At 69.8% G+C, this 16,211-nt stretch carries 15 protein-coding genes; 7 read left to right on the top strand and 8 right to left on the bottom strand.

Annotation, left to right across the window (positions count from 1 at the left end; genetic code table 11):
- Positions 1 to 116 precede the first annotated feature (116 nt).
- The 7 genes from IS481_RS16670 to glpD form a co-directional block, all read right to left on the bottom strand.
- Positions 117 to 1,850, bottom strand: coding sequence for an ABC transporter substrate-binding protein (locus IS481_RS16670; protein WP_104356293.1), 1,734 nt, complete (start codon positions 1,848 to 1,850; stop codon positions 117 to 119).
- A gap of 119 nt (positions 1,851 to 1,969) precedes the next feature.
- Positions 1,970 to 2,278 carry a DUF2160 domain-containing protein gene (locus IS481_RS16675; RefSeq protein ID WP_104356294.1) on the bottom strand — a complete coding sequence of 103 codons (309 nt, stop codon included), beginning with the start codon at positions 2,276 to 2,278 and terminating at the stop codon, positions 1,970 to 1,972.
- Positions 2,279 to 2,294: 16 nt separating this feature from the next.
- On the bottom strand, positions 2,295 to 3,170 hold the full coding sequence (locus IS481_RS16680; protein ID WP_232529344.1) for a carbohydrate ABC transporter permease: 876 nt from the start codon (positions 3,168 to 3,170) through the stop codon (positions 2,295 to 2,297).
- Positions 3,163 to 4,047 carry a carbohydrate ABC transporter permease gene (locus tag IS481_RS16685; RefSeq protein WP_104356295.1) on the bottom strand — a complete coding sequence of 295 codons (885 nt, stop codon included), beginning with the start codon at positions 4,045 to 4,047 and terminating at the stop codon, positions 3,163 to 3,165. The genes IS481_RS16680 and IS481_RS16685 overlap by 8 nt, the downstream gene beginning before the upstream one ends.
- 31 nt (positions 4,048 to 4,078) lie before the next feature.
- Complete coding sequence (locus IS481_RS16690) at positions 4,079 to 5,176, bottom strand: ABC transporter ATP-binding protein (protein WP_104356296.1); 1,098 nt, start codon at positions 5,174 to 5,176, stop codon at positions 4,079 to 4,081.
- 4 nt (positions 5,177 to 5,180) lie between these two features.
- A complete protein-coding gene (locus tag IS481_RS16695; protein ID WP_104356297.1) occupies positions 5,181 to 6,248 on the bottom strand; it encodes an ABC transporter ATP-binding protein in 1,068 nt (355 codons plus the stop codon).
- A 42-nt stretch (positions 6,249 to 6,290) separates the two neighbouring features.
- Positions 6,291 to 7,952: a glycerol-3-phosphate dehydrogenase gene (gene glpD / locus IS481_RS16700; RefSeq protein ID WP_104356426.1), complete on the bottom strand. Its 1,662-nt coding sequence runs from the start codon at positions 7,950 to 7,952 to the stop codon at positions 6,291 to 6,293.
- Between the two features lie 228 nt (positions 7,953 to 8,180).
- Between glpD and IS481_RS16705 the strand changes: the two genes are divergently transcribed.
- The 7 genes from IS481_RS16705 to IS481_RS16735 all read left to right on the top strand — a co-directional run bounded on the left by IS481_RS16705 (position 8,181) and on the right by IS481_RS16735 (position 14,577).
- Positions 8,181 to 8,942 carry a DeoR/GlpR family DNA-binding transcription regulator gene (locus IS481_RS16705; RefSeq protein ID WP_104356427.1) on the top strand — a complete coding sequence of 254 codons (762 nt, stop codon included), beginning with the start codon at positions 8,181 to 8,183 and terminating at the stop codon, positions 8,940 to 8,942.
- 14 nt (positions 8,943 to 8,956) lie between these two features.
- Positions 8,957 to 10,450, top strand: a complete 1,494-nt coding sequence (gene glpK / locus IS481_RS16710) for a glycerol kinase GlpK (RefSeq protein ID WP_104356298.1) — start codon at positions 8,957 to 8,959, stop codon at positions 10,448 to 10,450.
- Positions 10,451 to 10,566: 116 nt separating this feature from the next.
- Complete coding sequence (locus IS481_RS16715; RefSeq protein ID WP_104356299.1) at positions 10,567 to 10,950, top strand: VOC family protein; 384 nt, start codon at positions 10,567 to 10,569, stop codon at positions 10,948 to 10,950.
- A gap of 27 nt (positions 10,951 to 10,977) precedes the next feature.
- Positions 10,978 to 11,685: a helix-turn-helix transcriptional regulator gene (locus IS481_RS16720; RefSeq protein ID WP_104356300.1), complete on the top strand. Its 708-nt coding sequence runs from the start codon at positions 10,978 to 10,980 to the stop codon at positions 11,683 to 11,685.
- Positions 11,686 to 11,758: 73 nt separating this feature from the next.
- Complete coding sequence (locus tag IS481_RS16725; protein ID WP_104356301.1) at positions 11,759 to 12,340, top strand: dihydrofolate reductase family protein; 582 nt, start codon at positions 11,759 to 11,761, stop codon at positions 12,338 to 12,340.
- Between the two features lie 137 nt (positions 12,341 to 12,477).
- Positions 12,478 to 13,863, top strand: a complete 1,386-nt coding sequence (locus tag IS481_RS16730) for an alpha/beta hydrolase family protein (protein ID WP_104356302.1) — start codon at positions 12,478 to 12,480, stop codon at positions 13,861 to 13,863.
- 36 nt (positions 13,864 to 13,899) lie between these two features.
- A complete protein-coding gene (locus tag IS481_RS16735) occupies positions 13,900 to 14,577 on the top strand; it encodes an OmpW/AlkL family protein (RefSeq protein ID WP_104356303.1) in 678 nt (225 codons plus the stop codon).
- A gap of 232 nt (positions 14,578 to 14,809) precedes the next feature.
- Here the strand turns inward: IS481_RS16735 and IS481_RS16740 are convergent, their stop codons facing one another.
- Positions 14,810 to 16,102: a glycerophosphodiester phosphodiesterase family protein gene (locus tag IS481_RS16740; RefSeq protein WP_104356304.1), complete on the bottom strand. Its 1,293-nt coding sequence runs from the start codon at positions 16,100 to 16,102 to the stop codon at positions 14,810 to 14,812.
- Between the last annotated feature and the right edge of the window lie 109 nt (positions 16,103 to 16,211).

A 16,211-nucleotide genomic window follows, 5' to 3' on the forward strand; every position in this document is an offset into this window, starting at 1 on the left:
AGGTCGGGCGAGAAAAAACCGCGCAGCGCCGGTGACGGCGATGCGCGGTGCAAAGCCCCGCCGGGGACGAGGTGCGGCGGGGCCGAGTCACACCCGGTTGGAAGCGCCGGAACGCCTCAGCGCTTGCGTCCTTCGCGCCAGGCCGCCAGCAGCTTGTCGTACGCGATGGTTTCGCCCTTGGGCTTTTCGTTGGCCAGCTTCTTCCACGGCGCGCCGGTGTCGCTCAGCCACTTCTCCGCCGGCTGCTTCTTGTTCAGCTTGGGCGGGCAGTTCTCCATGCCGGCGCGCTCGAGGCGGGCCATCACCTGGTCCATCTCCTCGGCCAGGTTGTCCATCGCCTGCTGCGGCGTGCGCTCGCCGGTGACGGCGGTGGCCACGTGCTTCCACCACAGCTGCGCGAGCTTCGGATAGTCGGGCACGTTGTTGCCGGTCGGCGTCCACGCCACCCGCGCGGGGCTGCGGTAGAACTCGACCAGGCCACCCAGCTTGGGTGCCATCTCGGTCATCGCTTGCGACTGGATGTCGCTTTCGCGGATCGGGGTCAGGCCGACGATGGTCTTCTTCAGCGACACCGTCTTGGAGGTCACGAACTGCGCATACAGCCAGGCCGCGGCCAGCCGGTTCGGGTCGTGGTTCTTGAAGAAGGTCCACGCACCCACGTCCTGGTAACCGTTCTGCATGCCGTCCTTCCAGTACGGGCCGTAGGGCGACGGGGCCATGCGCCACTTCGGCGTGCCGTCCGGGTTGACCACCGGCAGGCCCGGCTTGGTCATGTCGGCAGTGAAGGCGGTGTACCAGAAGATCTGCTGCGCGATCTGGCCTTGCGCGGGCACCGGGCCGGCCTCGCTGAAGGTCATGCCCATGGCTTCCTTGGGCGCGTACTTTTTCAGCCAGTCGACGTACTTGGTCAGCGCGTAGACCGCCGCCGGCGAGTTGGTCGCGCCGCCGCGCTGCACCGAGGCGCCCACCGGCGTGCACTTGTCGTCGGCCACGCGGATGCCCCACTCGTCCACCGGCAGGCCGTTCGGGATGCCGCGGTCGGCGGCGCCGGCCATCGACAGCCAGGCGTCGGTGAAGCGCCAGCCGAGCGACGGGTCCTTCTTTCCGTAGTCCATGTGGCCGTAGATCGGCTTTCCGTCGATGGTCTTCACGTCGTTGGTGAAGAACTCGGCGATGTCCTCGTAGGCCGACCAGTTCAGCGGCACGCCCAGCTCGTAGCCGTACTTGGCCTTGAACTTCTCCTTCAGGTCCGGACGCTCGAACAGGTCGGCGCGGAACCAGTACAGGTTGGCGAACTGCTGGTCCGGCAGCTGGTAGACCTTGCCGTCCGGCGCGGTGGTGAAGCTCAGCCCGATGAAGTCCTTCAGGTCCAGGCCCGGGTTGGTGAACTCCTTGCCGGGCCCGTTCATGTAGTCGGTCAGCGGCAGGATCTTGCCGTAGCGGTAGTGCGTGCCGATCAGGTCGGAGTCGGAGATCCAGCCGTCATAGATGGACTTGCCCGACTGCATCGACGTCTGCAGCTTCTCGACCACGTCGCCTTCCTGGATCAGGTCGTGGTTGACCTTGATGCCGGTGATCTCGGTGAACGCCCGGGCCAGGGTCTTGGACTCGTATTCGTGCGTGGTGATGGTCTCGGAGACGACCGAGATCTCCTTCACGCCCTTGGCCTGGAGCTTCTTGGCGGCCTCGATGAACCACTTCATCTCGGCCATCTGCTGCTCCTTGGAGAGCGTCGACGGCTGGAACTCGCTGTCGATCCACTTCTTCGCCTCGGCCTCGCCCGCCCAGGCAGCCTGGCCGATCGACAAGGCGATCGCCGCAAAGGCCACTACGCTCAAGCGCTGTTTCATCGCTGTCTCCTCTTCGAGATGTATGCCTTCCCGTGCGCATGACAGACACAGGCCGCGGGAAGCACCGGCCCGGATCCCTCGTCGATGCGCCCCGGCGGGCCGGGGCGATCCTCCATGCCCTAACCCTTGCGCATGATCAGTGCCAGCACCGCCATCGAGACCACGAAGCTAATCCACACCGAGGGCTCGTCCTCGAGCGAGAACCACTCCATCATCTTCTCGCCCAGGCCCACCCAGGCGAGGTTGATGTAGGCGGCGGTGAGCAGGCCGATGAACAGCCGGTCGCCGCGCGTCGTCGAGATCGGCAGGAACCCCTTGCGCAGCGTCGTCGGCGACCTGATCTCCCACACCGTCATGCCGACCAGCATCAGCGCGATGCAGATGAAGAAGACCGCCACCGGCGTCGTCCAGACCATCCAATCGAACATCGCAGTCCTCCGTGCCTCAGACGCGGCCCATCGCGAAGCCCTTGGCGATGTAGTGCCGCACGAACCAGATCACGATCGCCCCCGGCACGATGGTCAGCACGCCGGCGGCAGCCAGCAGCGCCCAGTCCATCCCCGAGGCCGACACCGTGCGCGTCATCGTCGCGACGATGGGCTTGGCGTTCACGCTGGTCAGCGTGCGCGCCAGCAGCAGCTCGACCCAGCTGAACATGAAGCAGAAGAACGCCGCCACGCCGACGCCGGCCTTGATCAGCGGCAGGAAGATCCTGAAGAAGAACCTCGGGAACGAGTAGCCGTCGATGTAGGCGGTCTCGTCGATCTCGCGCGGGATGCCGCTCATGAAGCCCTCCAGGATCCACACCGCCAGCGGCACGTTGAACACCAGGTGCGCGAGCGCCACCGCGATGTGCGTGTCCATCAGGCCGAGCGTCGTGTAGAGCTGGAAGAACGGCAGCAGGAACACCGCCGGCGGCGTCATGCGGTTGGTCAGCAGCCAGAAGAACACGTGCTTGTCGCCCAGGAAGCGGTAGCGCGAGAACGCGTAGGCCGCCGGCAGCGCGACGCAGACCGAGATCACCGTGTTGATGGCCACGTAGATCAGCGAGTTGATGTAGCCCGAGTACCACGCCGGGTCGGTGAAGATGGTGCGGTAGTTGTCCAGCGTGAACTCGTGCGGCCACAGCGTGAAGCCGCTGAGGATCTCGTGGTTGGTCTTGAACGACATGTTGACCATCCAGTAGATCGGCAGGATGGCGAACACGAGGTAGGCGACCAGGAACAGCGTGCGCTTGCGAAAGCGCGCGCCCGTCCCGGCGCGCTGTCGCGCCGTGCGTTGCGTGGCCGCGGGGGCGGCGGGTGCGGCGATCTCAGGCATGGCCGGCCTCCGTCGGGCTCTGCGTGCCCACGCGCTGCATCCAGTTGTAGAGGATGAAGCACAGCAGCAGGATGATGAGGAAGTAGATCAGCGAGAAGGCCGCGGCCGGTCCGAGGTCGAACTGGCCGACCGCCTTCTGCGTGAGGTACTGGCTGAGGAAGGTGGTGGCATTGCCGGGCCCGCCGCCGGTGAGCACGAAGGGCTCGGTGTAGATCATGAAGCTGTCCATGAAGCGCAGCAGCACCGCGATCATCAGCACCCCGCGCATCTTGGGCAGCTGGATGTAGCGGAACACCGCGAACTTGGACGCGCCGTCGATGCGCGCGGCCTGGTAGTAGGCATCCGGGATGGAGCGCAGCCCGGCGTAGGCCAGCAGCGCCACCAGCGGCGTCCAGTGCCACACGTCCATCACGAGCACGGTGACCCAGGCGTCGGTGGCGTTGCCGGTGTAGCTGTAGTCGATGCCGAGCTTCGCCATCACGTAGCCCAGCAAGCCGATGTCCGAGCGGCCGTAGATCTGCCAGATGGTGCCCACCACGTTCCACGGGATCAGCAGCGACAGCGCCACCAGCACCAGCACCGCCGAGGCCTTCCAGCCCTGCGCCGGCATCGACAGCGCCAGCGCGATGCCCAGCGGGATCTCCACCAGCAGCACCGCGCACGAGAAGGTCAGCTGGCGCCACAGCGCCGCGTGCAGCTCCTCGTCGCGCATCACCATCGCGAACCATTCGGTGCCGACGAACACGCGGCGCTCGGGCGAGATGATGTCCTGCACCGAGTAGTTCACCACCGTCATCAGCGGCAGCACGGCCGAGAAGGCCACGCAGATGACGACCGGCAGCACCAGCAGCCAGGCCTTCTGATTGATGGGTTTCATCGCTCGTCTCCTCCGTCGCGGCGCTGGCGCCTCAGGCGATGCGCACGTCGTTCTGGTAGAAGCAGGTGTGGTCGCCGACCACCGACCACCACATGGTCTCGCCGACGCGCGGCGGCGGCAGCTCCGGGTGCAGCCGCGCCTTCAGCGTCGCGGCCTGCCCGCCTTCGCCGACCTGCCCGGTCACGAGCCAGTGGGTGCCGATGTCCAGCACCTGCCTCACCTGCACCGGCAGCGCGCTCAGGTCACCGGCCGCCGCGGGCCGCACGTACTCGGGCCGCACGCCCAGCACCAGCTCCCGTGCCTGCGCGAGCGCCGAGGCGCGCTGCGGCGGCACGGCCAGGCGCAGCCGGCCGAACTCCAGGTGGCCGTCGACATGGCGCACCGGCAGGAAGTTCATGCCCGGCGAGCCGATGAAGTGGCCGACGAAGGTGTGCTCGGGCCGCTCGAACAGCTGGTCGGCGGTGCCGACCTGCACCGCCTTGCCGCGTGTCATCACCACCACCTCGTCGGCGAAGGTCAGCGCCTCGACCTGGTCGTGCGTGACGTAGATCAGCGTGAGCTTCAGCTCGTGGTGGATCTGCTTGAGCTTGCGCCGCAGCTGCCACTTCAGGTGCGGGTCGATCACCGTCAGCGGCTCGTCGAACAGCACCGCGGAGACGTCCTCGCGCACCAGCCCCCGGCCCAGCGAGATCTTCTGCTTGGCATCGGCCGACAGCCCGGCGGCGCGCTGGTCGAGCTGGCCGCTCAGTTCCAGCATTTCGGCGATCTGGCCGACGCGCTGGCGGATGCGCTCGGGCGGCACGCCCCGGTTGCGCAGCGGGAAGGCCAGGTTCTGCGCCACGGTCATCGTGTCGTAGATGACCGGGAACTGGAACACCTGGGCGATGTTGCGTTCCTGCGGCGTCAGCGCGGTGACGTCGCGTCCGTCGAAGCTGACGCTGCCATGCGAGGGCTGCAGCAGCCCGGAAATGATGTTGAGCAACGTGGTCTTGCCGCAGCCGGACGGCCCCAGCAGGGCGTAGGCCCCGCCGTCGCGGAAGCTCATCTTCAGCGGCAGCAGCGCGTAGTCCTCGTCGGTCTGGGGACGCGGCTTGTAGGAATGCGCGAGGTCGAGGTCGATGCGGGCCATGGCGTCACGCTCCCCGAGCCGGTGCCACCAGCAGCCGGCCGCCCTGGTCGAACACGTAGACCTGGCTCGGGTGCAGGTACAGCGTCAGCTGCGCGCCGAGCTCGAAGTAGTGCACGCCGGTCAGCTGCGCGACGAGTTCGCCGACCGCGGTGTCGACGTGCACGAAGGTGTCGGAGCCGGACATCTCCGCCAGCTCCACCCGCCCCGGCAGCGCGACGTCGCCCTCGCGCGGCTGCACGCGCAGCGCGCTGGCACGCACGCCCAGGGTCAGCTGGCGCGAGCCGCCTTCGGGCAGCGGCACCGCGACCTGCACGCCCGCCGGCAGCTGCACGCCCGCCGGCACGGCCTCGCCGGCGACCAGGTTCATCGGCGGATCGCTGAAGGCGCGCGCGACGCGGATCGACTGCGGGCGGTGGAATACCTCGGCCGTGGGGCCGTACTGCAGCAGCTCGCCGGCGTCCATCACGGCGGTGTAGCCACCCAGCAGCAGGGCCTCGGTCGGCTCGGTGGTGGCGTAGACCACCGTGGCGTCGCTGCTGGCGAACAGGTGCGCCAGTTCCTCGCGCAGCTCCTCGCGCAGCTTGTAGTCCAGGTTCACCAGCGGCTCGTCCAGCAGCATCAGCGGCGCCTGCTTGGCCAGCGCGCGGGCCAGCGCGACGCGCTGCTGCTGGCCGCCGGACAGCTCGGCGGGCAGGCGCTGCAGGAAGGGCTCGATGTGCAGCCGCGCCGCCAGCGCGCGCACCTGCGCATCCACCTGCTTCTCGCCGCGCAGGCGCAGCGGGGAGGCGATGTTCTCGTACACCGTCATCGACGGGTAGTTGATGAACTGCTGGTAGACCATCGCGACGTTGCGCTGGCGCACCGGCATGCCGGTGACGTCGCGCCCGTCGACGCTGACGCGCCCGCGCGTGGGCGCGTCGAGCCCGGCCATCACCCGCATCAGGCTGGTCTTGCCGGCCTGCGTCGCGCCGAGCAGCACCGTGACGGCGCCCGGCTGCAAGGCCAGGTCGATCGGATACAGGTGGGTCTGCGCCCCGACCTGTTTTTCGATGCCTTCGAGCACCAGCTGCATGTCCCTCGTCTCCTCCTCTTGTCGCCGGGCCGTCTCGTCGTCCTATCGCTGGAACGCCGCCAACGTGACCGGCTGGGTGGTCTCGTGCGCGCGCTCGAACCAGCGCGCCACGGCCTCGCGCTCTGGCGGGCCCATGTGCAGGCCCAGCTTGGTGCGCCGCCACAGCACGTCGTCGCCGGTGCGCGCCCACTCGTGCTGGCCCAGGTAGTGCAGCTCGGCCTCGTAGAGCTGCGGCGCGACCTCCTCGCCCAGGTCCGACAGGCGCTGCGCGCGGCCGAGGATGAGGTCGACGCGGCTGCCGTAGCAGCGCGCCAGGCGCCGGCGCAGCGTCGCGGGCAGCCAGGGGTGGCGCGCGGCCAGCGCCTGGTCGAAACGCTCGAAGTCCGCGTCCGGGCGCTGCGGCGCGCCGATGTACGCGCTCAGGTCGCCGCCGGGCAGCGTCTCGTGGCGGGTCCAGCCGATCGACGGGTGCCTGAGCGCGGGGCACAGCAGGTCGGCGGCTTCCTCGGCCAGCTTGCGGAAGGTGGTGATCTTGCCGCCCCACACCGACAGCAGCGGCGCGGCCGGGCGCCGCTGCCCGTCGTCGCCGGCCTGCTCGGCGCTCAACTCGAGCAGGTAGTCGCGCGTGACCGCCGAGGGGTCGCCCGAGGCATCGTCGAGCAGCGGGCGCACGCCCGAATAGGTCCACACCACGTCCTCGCGCGTGACGGGCCGCGCGAAGTAGCGGCTCGCCTGCTCGCACAGGTAGGCGATCTCGCTGTCGTCGATCTGCGCCTGCCCGACCGGCCCGCGGTGCTCGACGTCGGTGGTGCCGATCAGCGTGTAGTCCTGCTCGTAGGGGATCGCGAAGATGATGCGCTTGTCCGGGTTCTGGAAGATGTAGGCCATCGGGTGGTCGAACATCCTGCGCACCACGATGTGGCTGCCCTTGACCAGCCGCAGGCTGCGCGTGTCGTGCTGGCGCGCCTGCTCGCGCAGGAACTGCTCGGTCCAGGGACCGGCGGCGTTGACCAGCGCGCGGGCGCTGACCGTGGTGCGCTGCCCGCCCGGGCCCTCCAGCACCGCCTGCCAGCTGTGCGTGCAGCGGCGTGCCTCGATGCAGCGCGTGCGGGTGAGGATGCGCGCGCCGCGCTGCTGGGCGTCGAGCAGGTTGAGCACCACCAGGCGCGCGTCGTCGACCCAGCCGTCGGAGTAGACGAAGCCCTTGGTGTAGGCCGGCTTGAGCGGCTGCCCGGCCTCGTGGCGGCGCAGGTCGATGGTGGCCGAGCCCGGCAGCACCTCGCGGCGCGCCAGGTGGTCGTAGAGGAACAGGCCGAGCCGGATCATCCACACCGGGCGCAGCGAGCGGTCGTGCGGCATCACGAAGCGCAGCGGCCGCATGATGTGCGGGGCGCTGCGCAGCAGCACCTCGCGCTCGATCAGCGCCTTGCGCACCAGCGAGAACTCGTAGTACTCGAGGTAGCGCAGCCCGCCGTGGATCAGCTTGGTGGACGCCGAAGAGGTGTGCTGCGCGATGTCGTCCTTCTCGCACAGCAGCACGCGCAGGCCGCGGCCGGCCAGGTCGCGCGCGATGCCGGCACCGTTGATGCCGCCACCGACGACCAGCACGTCGCAACTGGCGTCAACCGCTGCCGGGGCAGGGCCCGCGGACCGCGTCTGCTTGACGGAAGGCTCGCTCACCTTCGCACTCCTTGTGTCGCCCATGCGCCCGACGGTGCGGCAGCCGGCCCCGCCCGCAGTGCGCTCCACGCATTCGTTTGTGTTCGATTTTGATCTATTTTTTTCGTTTTAGTCCAGCCTTGTGACAAGTTCAACGCATGGGAAACCCTGATTTGTTTTCGTTTGGGTTCGCTTAAGGTCGCGTCCGGAAGGGACCGGGGGAAATCGGCTACAACGCCGGCCATGAGCGTTTTTCCCCGGCCGATGCCCGCGATGACCCCCAACCCCCGACAGTCCCAGTTGCTCGAGGAAGTGCGCGCCAACGGCGTGGTGTCCGTCGAGGCGCTCGCCGAGCGCTTCGGCGTCACGCTGCAGACGGTGCGGCGCGACGTGAAGATGCTGGCCGAAGCCGGCCTGCTGGCGCGCTTCCACGGCGGGGTGCGGGTGCCCAGCTCGACGGTCGAGAACATCGCCTACCGCCAGCGCCAGAGCCTCAACGCCGAGGCCAAGCAGCGCATCGCCCGCGCGGTGGCCAAGGCGGTGCCCGAAGGCTGCTCGCTGATCCTCAACATCGGCACCACCACCGAGGCGATCGCGCGCGAGCTGCTGCGCCACCGGGGCCTGCGCGTGATCACCAACAACCTCAACGTGGCGGCGATCCTGAGCGACAACCCGGACTGCGAGGTGATCGTCGCCGGCGGCGTGGTGCGCCACCGCGACCGCGGCATCGTCGGCGAGGCGACGGTGGACTTCATCCGCCAGTTCAAGGTCGACATCGCGCTGATCGGCATCTCGGGCATCGAGGCCGACGGCACGCTGCGCGACTACGATTTCCGCGAGGTGAAGGTCTCGCGCGCCATCATCGAGCACGCCCGCCAGGTGTGGCTCGCGGCCGACCACAGCAAGTTCAACCGGCCGGCGATGGTGGAACTGGCCCACGTCAGCGAGCTGGACATGCTGTTCACCGACGCCCCGCCCCCCGACCCCTATCCCCAGCTGCTGGCCGACGCCGGCGTGCAATGCGAAGTGGCCTGAACCGGGAGCTATCGATGACCTACCTGCTCGCCCTCGACCAAGGAACCTCCAGCTCGCGCAGCATCGTCTTCGACGCGCAGGGCAACCTCGTCGCGATGTCGCAGCGCGAATTCCGCCAGATCTATCCCCAGCCCGGCTGGGTCGAGCACGACCCGCGCGAGATCTGGAGCAGCCAGCTCGACACCGCGCGCGAGGTGCTCGCCAAAGCCGGCCTGAAGGCCGACGACATCGCCGCGCTGGGCATCACCAACCAGCGCGAGACCACGGTGCTGTGGGACCGCCGCACCGGCGTGCCGGTCTACAACGCCATCGTCTGGCAGGACCGCCGCGCCGAGCCGATCTGCGCCGCGCTGCGCGCGCAGGGCCTGGAGCCGCTGGTGCGCGAGAAGACCGGCCTGGTGATCGATGCCTATTTCTCCGGCACCAAGATCCAGTGGATCCTCGACCACGTGCCCGGCGTGCGCGAGCGCGCCGAGCGCGGCGAACTGGCCTTCGGCACGGTGGACAGCTGGCTGGTGTGGCAGCTCACCGGCGGGCGCCTGCACGTCACCGACGTCACCAACGCCTCGCGCACGATGCTGTTCGACATCCACCGCAACCAGTGGGACGACGAGCTGCTGGCCGCGCTGCGCATCCCGCGCAGCCTGCTGCCCGAGGTGCATCCGTCGGCGCACGTCTACGGCGAGACCGACGCCGCGCTGCTCGGCCGCAGCCTGCCCATCGGCGGCATCGCCGGCGACCAGCAGGCCGCGCTGTTCGGCCAGGCCTGCTTCCAGGCGGGGCTGGCGAAGAACACCTACGGCACCGGCTGCTTCATGCTGATGCACACCGGCACCCGCACCCAGCTGTCGACCAACGGCCTGGTCAGCACCTCGGCCGCGCAGCCCACGGCCACGCCCGAATTCGCGCTGGAAGGCAGCATCTTCATCGGCGGCGCGGTGGTGCAGTGGCTGCGCGACGGGCTGCGCGCGATCAAGGCCTCCAGCGAGGTCGAGGTGCTGGCCGCCTCGGTGCCGAATTCGGGCGGCGTGATGTTCGTGCCGGCCTTCACCGGCCTGGGCGCGCCGTACTGGAAGCCGCACGCCACCGGCACCATCGTCGGCCTGACGCGCGGCAGCGGCGCGGCGCACATCGCGCGCGCGGCGCTGGAGTCGATCGCGTTCCAGAGCGCGGCGCTGCTGCAGGCGATGAGCCGCGACGCGGTGGCCGCGGGCGGCTCGCCGGTGGCCGAGCTGCGCGTCGACGGCGGCGCCTGCGTCAACAACCTGCTGATGCAGTTCCAGGCCGACCTGCTGGGCATCCCGGTGGTGCGCCCCAAGGTCATCGAGACCACGGCGCTGGGCGCGGCCTACCTGGCCGGGCTGAGCTGCGGGGTGTACCGCAGCCTGGACGAGCTGAGCGCGCAGTGGCAGGTGGAGCGGCGCTTCATGCCGACCATGCCGCGCGAGCGTGCCGAGGAGCTGATGCAGCGCTGGGAGCGCGCGGTGCGGCAGGCCACCGTGGAGTGACCACCGCACCGGCGGCGGTCTTGCCCGGCACTGCCCCTGTCAGGTTCCTGCCACCACGCTGTCAAGAGCCTGTTCGCACCATGGCGACTCCATTCACCTGACCCGAGGAGGCTCACATGGCTCAGACCCAAGGCAGTGCCATCAACTGGTTCGAGATCCCGACCCGCGACATCGAGCGCGCGCAGCGCTTCTACGAAGCCATCCTCGAGACCCGGCTGACGCGCAACGACATGGGTGGCTACAGGATGGCGATGTTCCCGGCCGAGCCACCCGGCGTGGGCGGCTGCCTGGTCCAGGGCGAGACCGCGATCCCCGGCGCGCAGGGCGGCACCATCGTCTACCTGAACGCCGAGCCTTCGCTCGATGCGGTGCTCGCGCGCGTCGAGCGCGCCGGCGGCCGCATCGTGGTGCCGCGCACCGAGATCGAAGGCGGGCACGGCTTCTTCGCGATCATCGCCGACCCGGAGCACAACCATGTCGGCCTGCACGCCATGAACTGACGCCCCGGCACCCGCCGCGAGACCGCCATGCGCCGCGCCGAACGCCTGTTCGAGATCGTCCAGCTCATCCGCAGCCGGCGTCTTTCCACGGCTGCCTGGCTGGCCGAGCGGCTGGAGGTGTCGGAGCGCACCATCTACCGCGACATCAGCGACCTGCAGGCGCAGGGCGTGCCGATCGAAGGCGAGGCGGGCATGGGTTACCGCATGCGCGCCGGCTTCGACCTGCCGCCGATGATGTTCACCAGCCAGGAAGCGCAGTCGCTCGCCGCGGCGGTGCGGCTGGCGCAGGGCTGGCTGGACCCGGTGCTGGCGCGGCACGCGGAAGTGGCGCTCGGCAAGATCATGGCCGTGCTGCCGACCGCCGCGCGCGTGGCCGCCGAAAGCGTCGCGCTGTATGCGCCGCCGGTCGGCGACCCCGCCGCGCGCGACCGGCTGGCGCGCGTGCGCGAGGCGATCGAGTCGCGCCACAAGCTGCGCATCGACTACGAAGACGTGCAGGGGCGCGTCACGCAGCGCGTGATCCGCCCGCTCGGCTGCTTCTACTGGGGCAAGGTCTGGACGCTGGGCGCCTGGTGCGAACACCGCGGCGACTTCCGCAACTTCCGCATCGACCGCATCCGCGCCGTCGAGACGCTGGACCAGCGCTTCCAGGACGAACCCGGCCGCACGCTGGCCGACCTGTTCCGCAGGACCGAGGCGGAGGCCCGGGAGTACGAGCGCAGCCTGCGCAGCTAGGCGGCCGGGCAGGCCGGCCGGCACGGGGCCCGCGAACGACCCCGCCCCATGCACGCACCTTGGGTCATCCACCATGACGCGCATCATCTATTTCGTCGCCGCTTCGCTGGACGGCCGCATCGCCGGCCCCGAGGGCGAACTCGACTGGCTGCCCCCGGTGGATCCCGCCGGCGAGGACGACTGCGGCTACCGCGCCTTCCTCGACGGCGTGGACGCGGTCGTGATGGGACGCCGCACCTACGAAAGCTGCCGGCGGCTCCCGGCCTGGCCCTACGCCGGCAAGCCGTGCTGGATCATGAGCCGGCGCGCCGACCTCGGGCCGCTGCCGCCGGCCGCACACCTGGGCGCCGAGGGCCCGGCGCAGCTGTACCGGCACTGGTGCTCGCTCGGGCTGCGCCGCGTCTTGCTGGCCGGAGGCGGCGAGGTCGCGCGCGCCTTCCTGGACGCCGAGCTGCTGCACGAGCTGGTGCTGTGCACCGTGCCGGTCGTGCTCGGCGGCGGCACGCCCGTGTTCGCGCCACGCCCGGGCACCGGCGCCAGCTGGCGCCTGAAGCACTGCACCTGCCTCGCCAACGGGCTGACGCAGGCGCGCTACGTACTCACGGCAGCCTGGCAGGTCGCGGGCGAACAACGCACTTGCGTGGCGCCGCACTGACGCGGCGTTGTGCCGGCGAGACGGCCGGCGCAGGCGGGCCCGGACAGGGATTTCCCGGTCTGTCACAAAGTCGGGCACTGCCCCTATAGTTCGCCCCAATCTCGAACGATCGTTCGTTCTTTTCGGAAAGGACCCCCATGCATCTGCCCCGACTCCACCCGGCCGCCCAGGCCGCCGCACTTGCCGTCTCCGTGCTCCTGGCCGCCTGTGGCGGCGGTGGCGATGACGATCCGCCGTCGCAGCGCGGCGCGATCCTCTCCGGCCACCTGGCCGGCCATGCCGACGCCGCGGTGATCGACGCCGGCACCCAGGCCAGCGGGCTGCAGGCCTTGTCCGGCCCGGCGCGCTGCAGCGTGGACGTGCGCTACGTGATGTACGTGACCCGCGATCCGGCTGGCCAGCCGGCCACCGCCTCGGCCGGCGTGCTGGTGCCGCAGGGCGAGGACGCGGCCTGCCAGGGCGAACGCCCCGTGGTGCTGTACGCGCACGGCACGACCACCGCGCGCTCGAAGAACATGGCCGACGTGGTGAACGACACCGAGGCCAGCCTGGTGATGGCGATGTTCGCCGCGCAGGGCTACATCGTGGTCGCGCCGAACTACCTCGGCTACGACCGCTCCAGCCTGACCTGGCACCCCTACCTGAACGCCGAGGCGCAGGCCACCGACATGATCGACGCGCTGCGCGCGGCCAAGGCGCACCTGAACGAGCAAAGCCCGGTCAAGCCCTCGCAGCACCTGTTCATCACCGGCTACTCGCAGGGCGGCCACGTCGCGATGGCCACGCACCGCGAGATCCAGACCCGCTACGCCGACGAGTTCACCGTCACGGCCTCGGGCCCGATGTCCGGCCCGTACAACCTGCTGCAGTTCGCCCAGGTCATCAACGGTCCGGGCCCGATCAACGCCGGCGCAACCATCTTCACGCCGATGCTGCTGACCTCCTACCAGCGCAGCTACGGCAACGTCTACCGCGCGCCGGCCGAGATCTACCAGGCCCCGTACGCGGCCACCGCGGAGACGCTGTTCCCGACCGACACCCCGGTGGCGGACCTGGTCGCGCAAGGCCGGCTGCCGGCCGACCCGACCTTCACGGCGCTGTTCGGCCCCGGCGGCCTGCTGACCGACGCCTTCCGCAACGACTTCCTGACCAACCCGGACAACGGCTTCGTCCAGGCCCTGGAACGCAACACGCTGCTGGGCTGGACGCCCACGCGGCCGATGGCGCTGTGCGGCGGCGCGGAGGACCCGACCGTGTTCTACGGCGTCAACACCCCGGTGGCGCAGGCCGACTTCAACTCGCGCCTGCCGGCGCAGCTCGCGGTGCCGGCCTTCGACCTCGAGGACCGCAACACCCTGCCCGCCGGCCAGGCCGGTGACCAGATCTACGGTGGCTTCCAGCTCGCCAAGAATGCGGCCGGCAGCGACGTGCTGGCGCAGTACCACGGCGGGCTGGTGCCGCCGTTCTGCACCGCGCTGATCCGCGGCTTCTTCGAGCAGGTCATGCAGCAACCCAACCAGTAATCCGGCCGCCTCGCGACAGACAACCTTCAACTGACCATGACGCAACCCCTGACCACCGCCCTGGCGGCCGCCGTGCTCGGCCTGGCCAGCACCGCCGCCCTCGCCCAGAGCCAGTCCGTCTACATCGGCGGCGGCTTCCTGGAAATCCACTCCAAGGCCGATCCGCTGCGCGGCCCGGCGACGCCGGACGACGCACGGCTGGACGTCGGCGACGCCCGCACCATCGTGTTCGGCTACCAGCGCTACTTCACCGACAACTGGGGCATGGACCTGGTGCTGGGCATCCCGCCCAAGCACAAGGTCTACGGCCGCGGCGCGCTGGAAGGCTTCGGCCAGATCGCCTCGTCCAAGCAGCTCGCCCCGACCGTGTTCGCGACCTACCGCTTCGGCCAGGCCGGCGACCGGTTCCGCCCCTTCGTCGGGCTGGGCATCAACTACACCCACTTCACCGACACCAGGAGCACCACGGGCGGCAACTGGGCCAGCGGTGGCCCGACCCGCCTGAAGCTGTCCGACTCGATCGGCCCGGCCGCGCAGGTGGGTGCCAGCTACATGCTCGACGAACGCTGGTCGATCAACGCCTCGGTCGTGGCGGCCAAGGTCAAGAGCGACCTCAAGGCCACGACCGACACGCCGCAAGGCCGCGTGGTGCGCCGCACCGAGATCGACTTCCGGCCCCTGGTGTTCACGGTGACCGTGGGGTACCACTTCTGAGCCACCCGCCTGGCGGCTGACACCTGCGGGACCTCCTGCACGGCGGCCCCGAAGGGGGCCGCGCCGGTCCTGAGGCCTTGCGCAGCCAGAGGCGGGGCAAGAACCGCTTGCGGGTAACGCACCGGGTTGCAGTGGCCCTGCAACCGCACGGTTCGTGGTGTCGTGGTGCGTGGGTGACCTGGGTGCGGATGCACCCAGGTCTTTTTTGCCTGCGTGGACACCGCAGGCGGGGTCAGCGCAGCCCGGCGCAGTTGGCATAGAAGGTGGTGGTGGCCGGCCAGTCGGAGAACACGCCCAGCACGCCGATCTGGCGACCGAGGACGTCGAGCACGCGCATCACGTCGCCTTCGCGGCCGATCGCAGGGTCGATCGTCTGGTAGTAGAAGCCGTTGTTGCCGTCGGCCAGGATGCCGGAGCGTTCCAGCGTCCAGGTGATGATGTCCAGCCCCGCGGCCCTGGCGTTGCGGGCGTAGGCCGAAGGCACGATGTTGCCGTTGCCGTCGTGCGACAGCAGCGCGAACAGCGGCGGGGCGACGATGCGGATGCCCTGCGCACGGTAGGCCTGCAGCTCGCCGAAGCCGGGCAGCTCGCCCACGGTGTTGGCGTCGTCCAGGTACACCGCCTGCCGGCCGTAGGCCGGCTCGTGCCTCACCCAGTACAGCACGTCGCGGATGTCGAACGATTGCGGGTAGACGTCGCGCGGCGGCACGCCGGCCTGCTTGTACTCGTCGATCAGCTTCTGCGCGAAGTCTTCCTGCGTGAAGCCGTCGAAGGGCATGGGCACGACCGGGGTCTTGAGCTCGGGCGTCATCTTCACACCCAGGCGCCTGAACAGCTCGATGCTCTCGCGGTGCGTCAGCAGCGTGCCGCTGGTCGGGCCCGCATAGAGGTCGGTGCGCCAGGGCGTGCTGCTCTGCAGGTACTCCTCGACCGTGCGGGCGCGCGGGTTGAAGTCGTCCATCTTGCCGCGCAGCGTCTTGAACTCGGCCAGCGTGATGTCGGTGGTGCGGCACTCGGCGCTCGCCGGTGTCACCAGGTTGCCGTCCGCATCGAAGGTGGCCGGCGTGAACGGCCGGGTGCACTTGGCCGCCAGCGGCGTGGCCAGGATGTTGGTGGTCGTGTGCAGGTCGTTCTGCGCATGGCGGCAGACCAGTTCCTTGTCCTTCGTGAAGGTCACGTCGCATTCCAGGATGCCCGCGCCCATGCGGGCCGCGGCCCGGTAGGACTCCAGCGTGTGCTCGGGAAACTGCAGCGCCGCGCCGCGGTGGCCGATCGAGAACTCGGCGCTGCGGAAATGGCCGCGCCGCGCGCAGGCCTGCAGCTCGCGCTTGAGCGGGCCGTCGGCCATGTCCTCGACCAGGAAGAACGGGCGCGGGCCGAGCTGCACCGCGCCGCCGGCACCGGGTCCGTGCGCAGGGGGATGGCCATGCGGCGGATGCACGCCGTGCGGGCCGCCGGCATGGGCGGACAGGCTGACCAGACAGGCCGCAAGGCCTGCCACCAGGGGAAGCAGGGCTGGACGCATGGGGGTGTCTCCACTGGGTTCTGGTGGGTGGATGTCGTCGGGTGCGGGTGGCGGCGCCACCCTGCTGCACAAGGTAGCGGTGCAGGATGTCCGGAACGTGACGAGCGGT

The sequence above is a fragment of the Caldimonas thermodepolymerans genome (assembly GCF_015476235.1).
In the GTDB taxonomy this organism is placed as follows: domain Bacteria; phylum Pseudomonadota; class Gammaproteobacteria; order Burkholderiales; family Burkholderiaceae_C; genus Caldimonas; species Caldimonas thermodepolymerans.

Bases quoted from the DNA above. Each gene is read 5' to 3' on its own strand.
- IS481_RS16695 (WP_104356297.1), bottom strand. From the start codon at position 6,248: ATGCAGCTGGTGCTCGAAGGCATCGAAAAACAGGTCGGGGCGCAGACC.
- IS481_RS16735 (WP_104356303.1), top strand. From the start codon at position 13,900: ATGACGCAACCCCTGACCACCGCCCTGGCGGCCGCCGTGCTCGGCCTG.
- IS481_RS16715 (WP_104356299.1), top strand. From the start codon at position 10,567: ATGGCTCAGACCCAAGGCAGTGCCATCAACTGGTTCGAGATCCCGACC.
- IS481_RS16725 (WP_104356301.1), top strand. From the start codon at position 11,759: ATGACGCGCATCATCTATTTCGTCGCCGCTTCGCTGGACGGCCGCATC.
- IS481_RS16690 (WP_104356296.1), bottom strand. From the start codon at position 5,176: ATGGCCCGCATCGACCTCGACCTCGCGCATTCCTACAAGCCGCGTCCC.
- glpK (WP_104356298.1), top strand. From the start codon at position 8,957: ATGACCTACCTGCTCGCCCTCGACCAAGGAACCTCCAGCTCGCGCAGC.
- IS481_RS16705 (WP_104356427.1), top strand. From the start codon at position 8,181: ATGACCCCCAACCCCCGACAGTCCCAGTTGCTCGAGGAAGTGCGCGCC.
- IS481_RS16685 (WP_104356295.1), bottom strand. From the start codon at position 4,047: ATGAAACCCATCAATCAGAAGGCCTGGCTGCTGGTGCTGCCGGTCGTC.
- IS481_RS16720 (WP_104356300.1), top strand. From the start codon at position 10,978: ATGCGCCGCGCCGAACGCCTGTTCGAGATCGTCCAGCTCATCCGCAGC.
- IS481_RS16680 (WP_232529344.1), bottom strand. From the start codon at position 3,170: ATGCCTGAGATCGCCGCACCCGCCGCCCCCGCGGCCACGCAACGCACG.
- IS481_RS16740 (WP_104356304.1), bottom strand. From the start codon at position 16,102: ATGCGTCCAGCCCTGCTTCCCCTGGTGGCAGGCCTTGCGGCCTGTCTG.
- IS481_RS16730 (WP_104356302.1), top strand. From the start codon at position 12,478: ATGCATCTGCCCCGACTCCACCCGGCCGCCCAGGCCGCCGCACTTGCC.
- IS481_RS16675 (WP_104356294.1), bottom strand. From the start codon at position 2,278: ATGTTCGATTGGATGGTCTGGACGACGCCGGTGGCGGTCTTCTTCATC.
- IS481_RS16670 (WP_104356293.1), bottom strand. From the start codon at position 1,850: ATGAAACAGCGCTTGAGCGTAGTGGCCTTTGCGGCGATCGCCTTGTCG.
- glpD (WP_104356426.1), bottom strand. From the start codon at position 7,952: ATGGGCGACACAAGGAGTGCGAAGGTGAGCGAGCCTTCCGTCAAGCAG.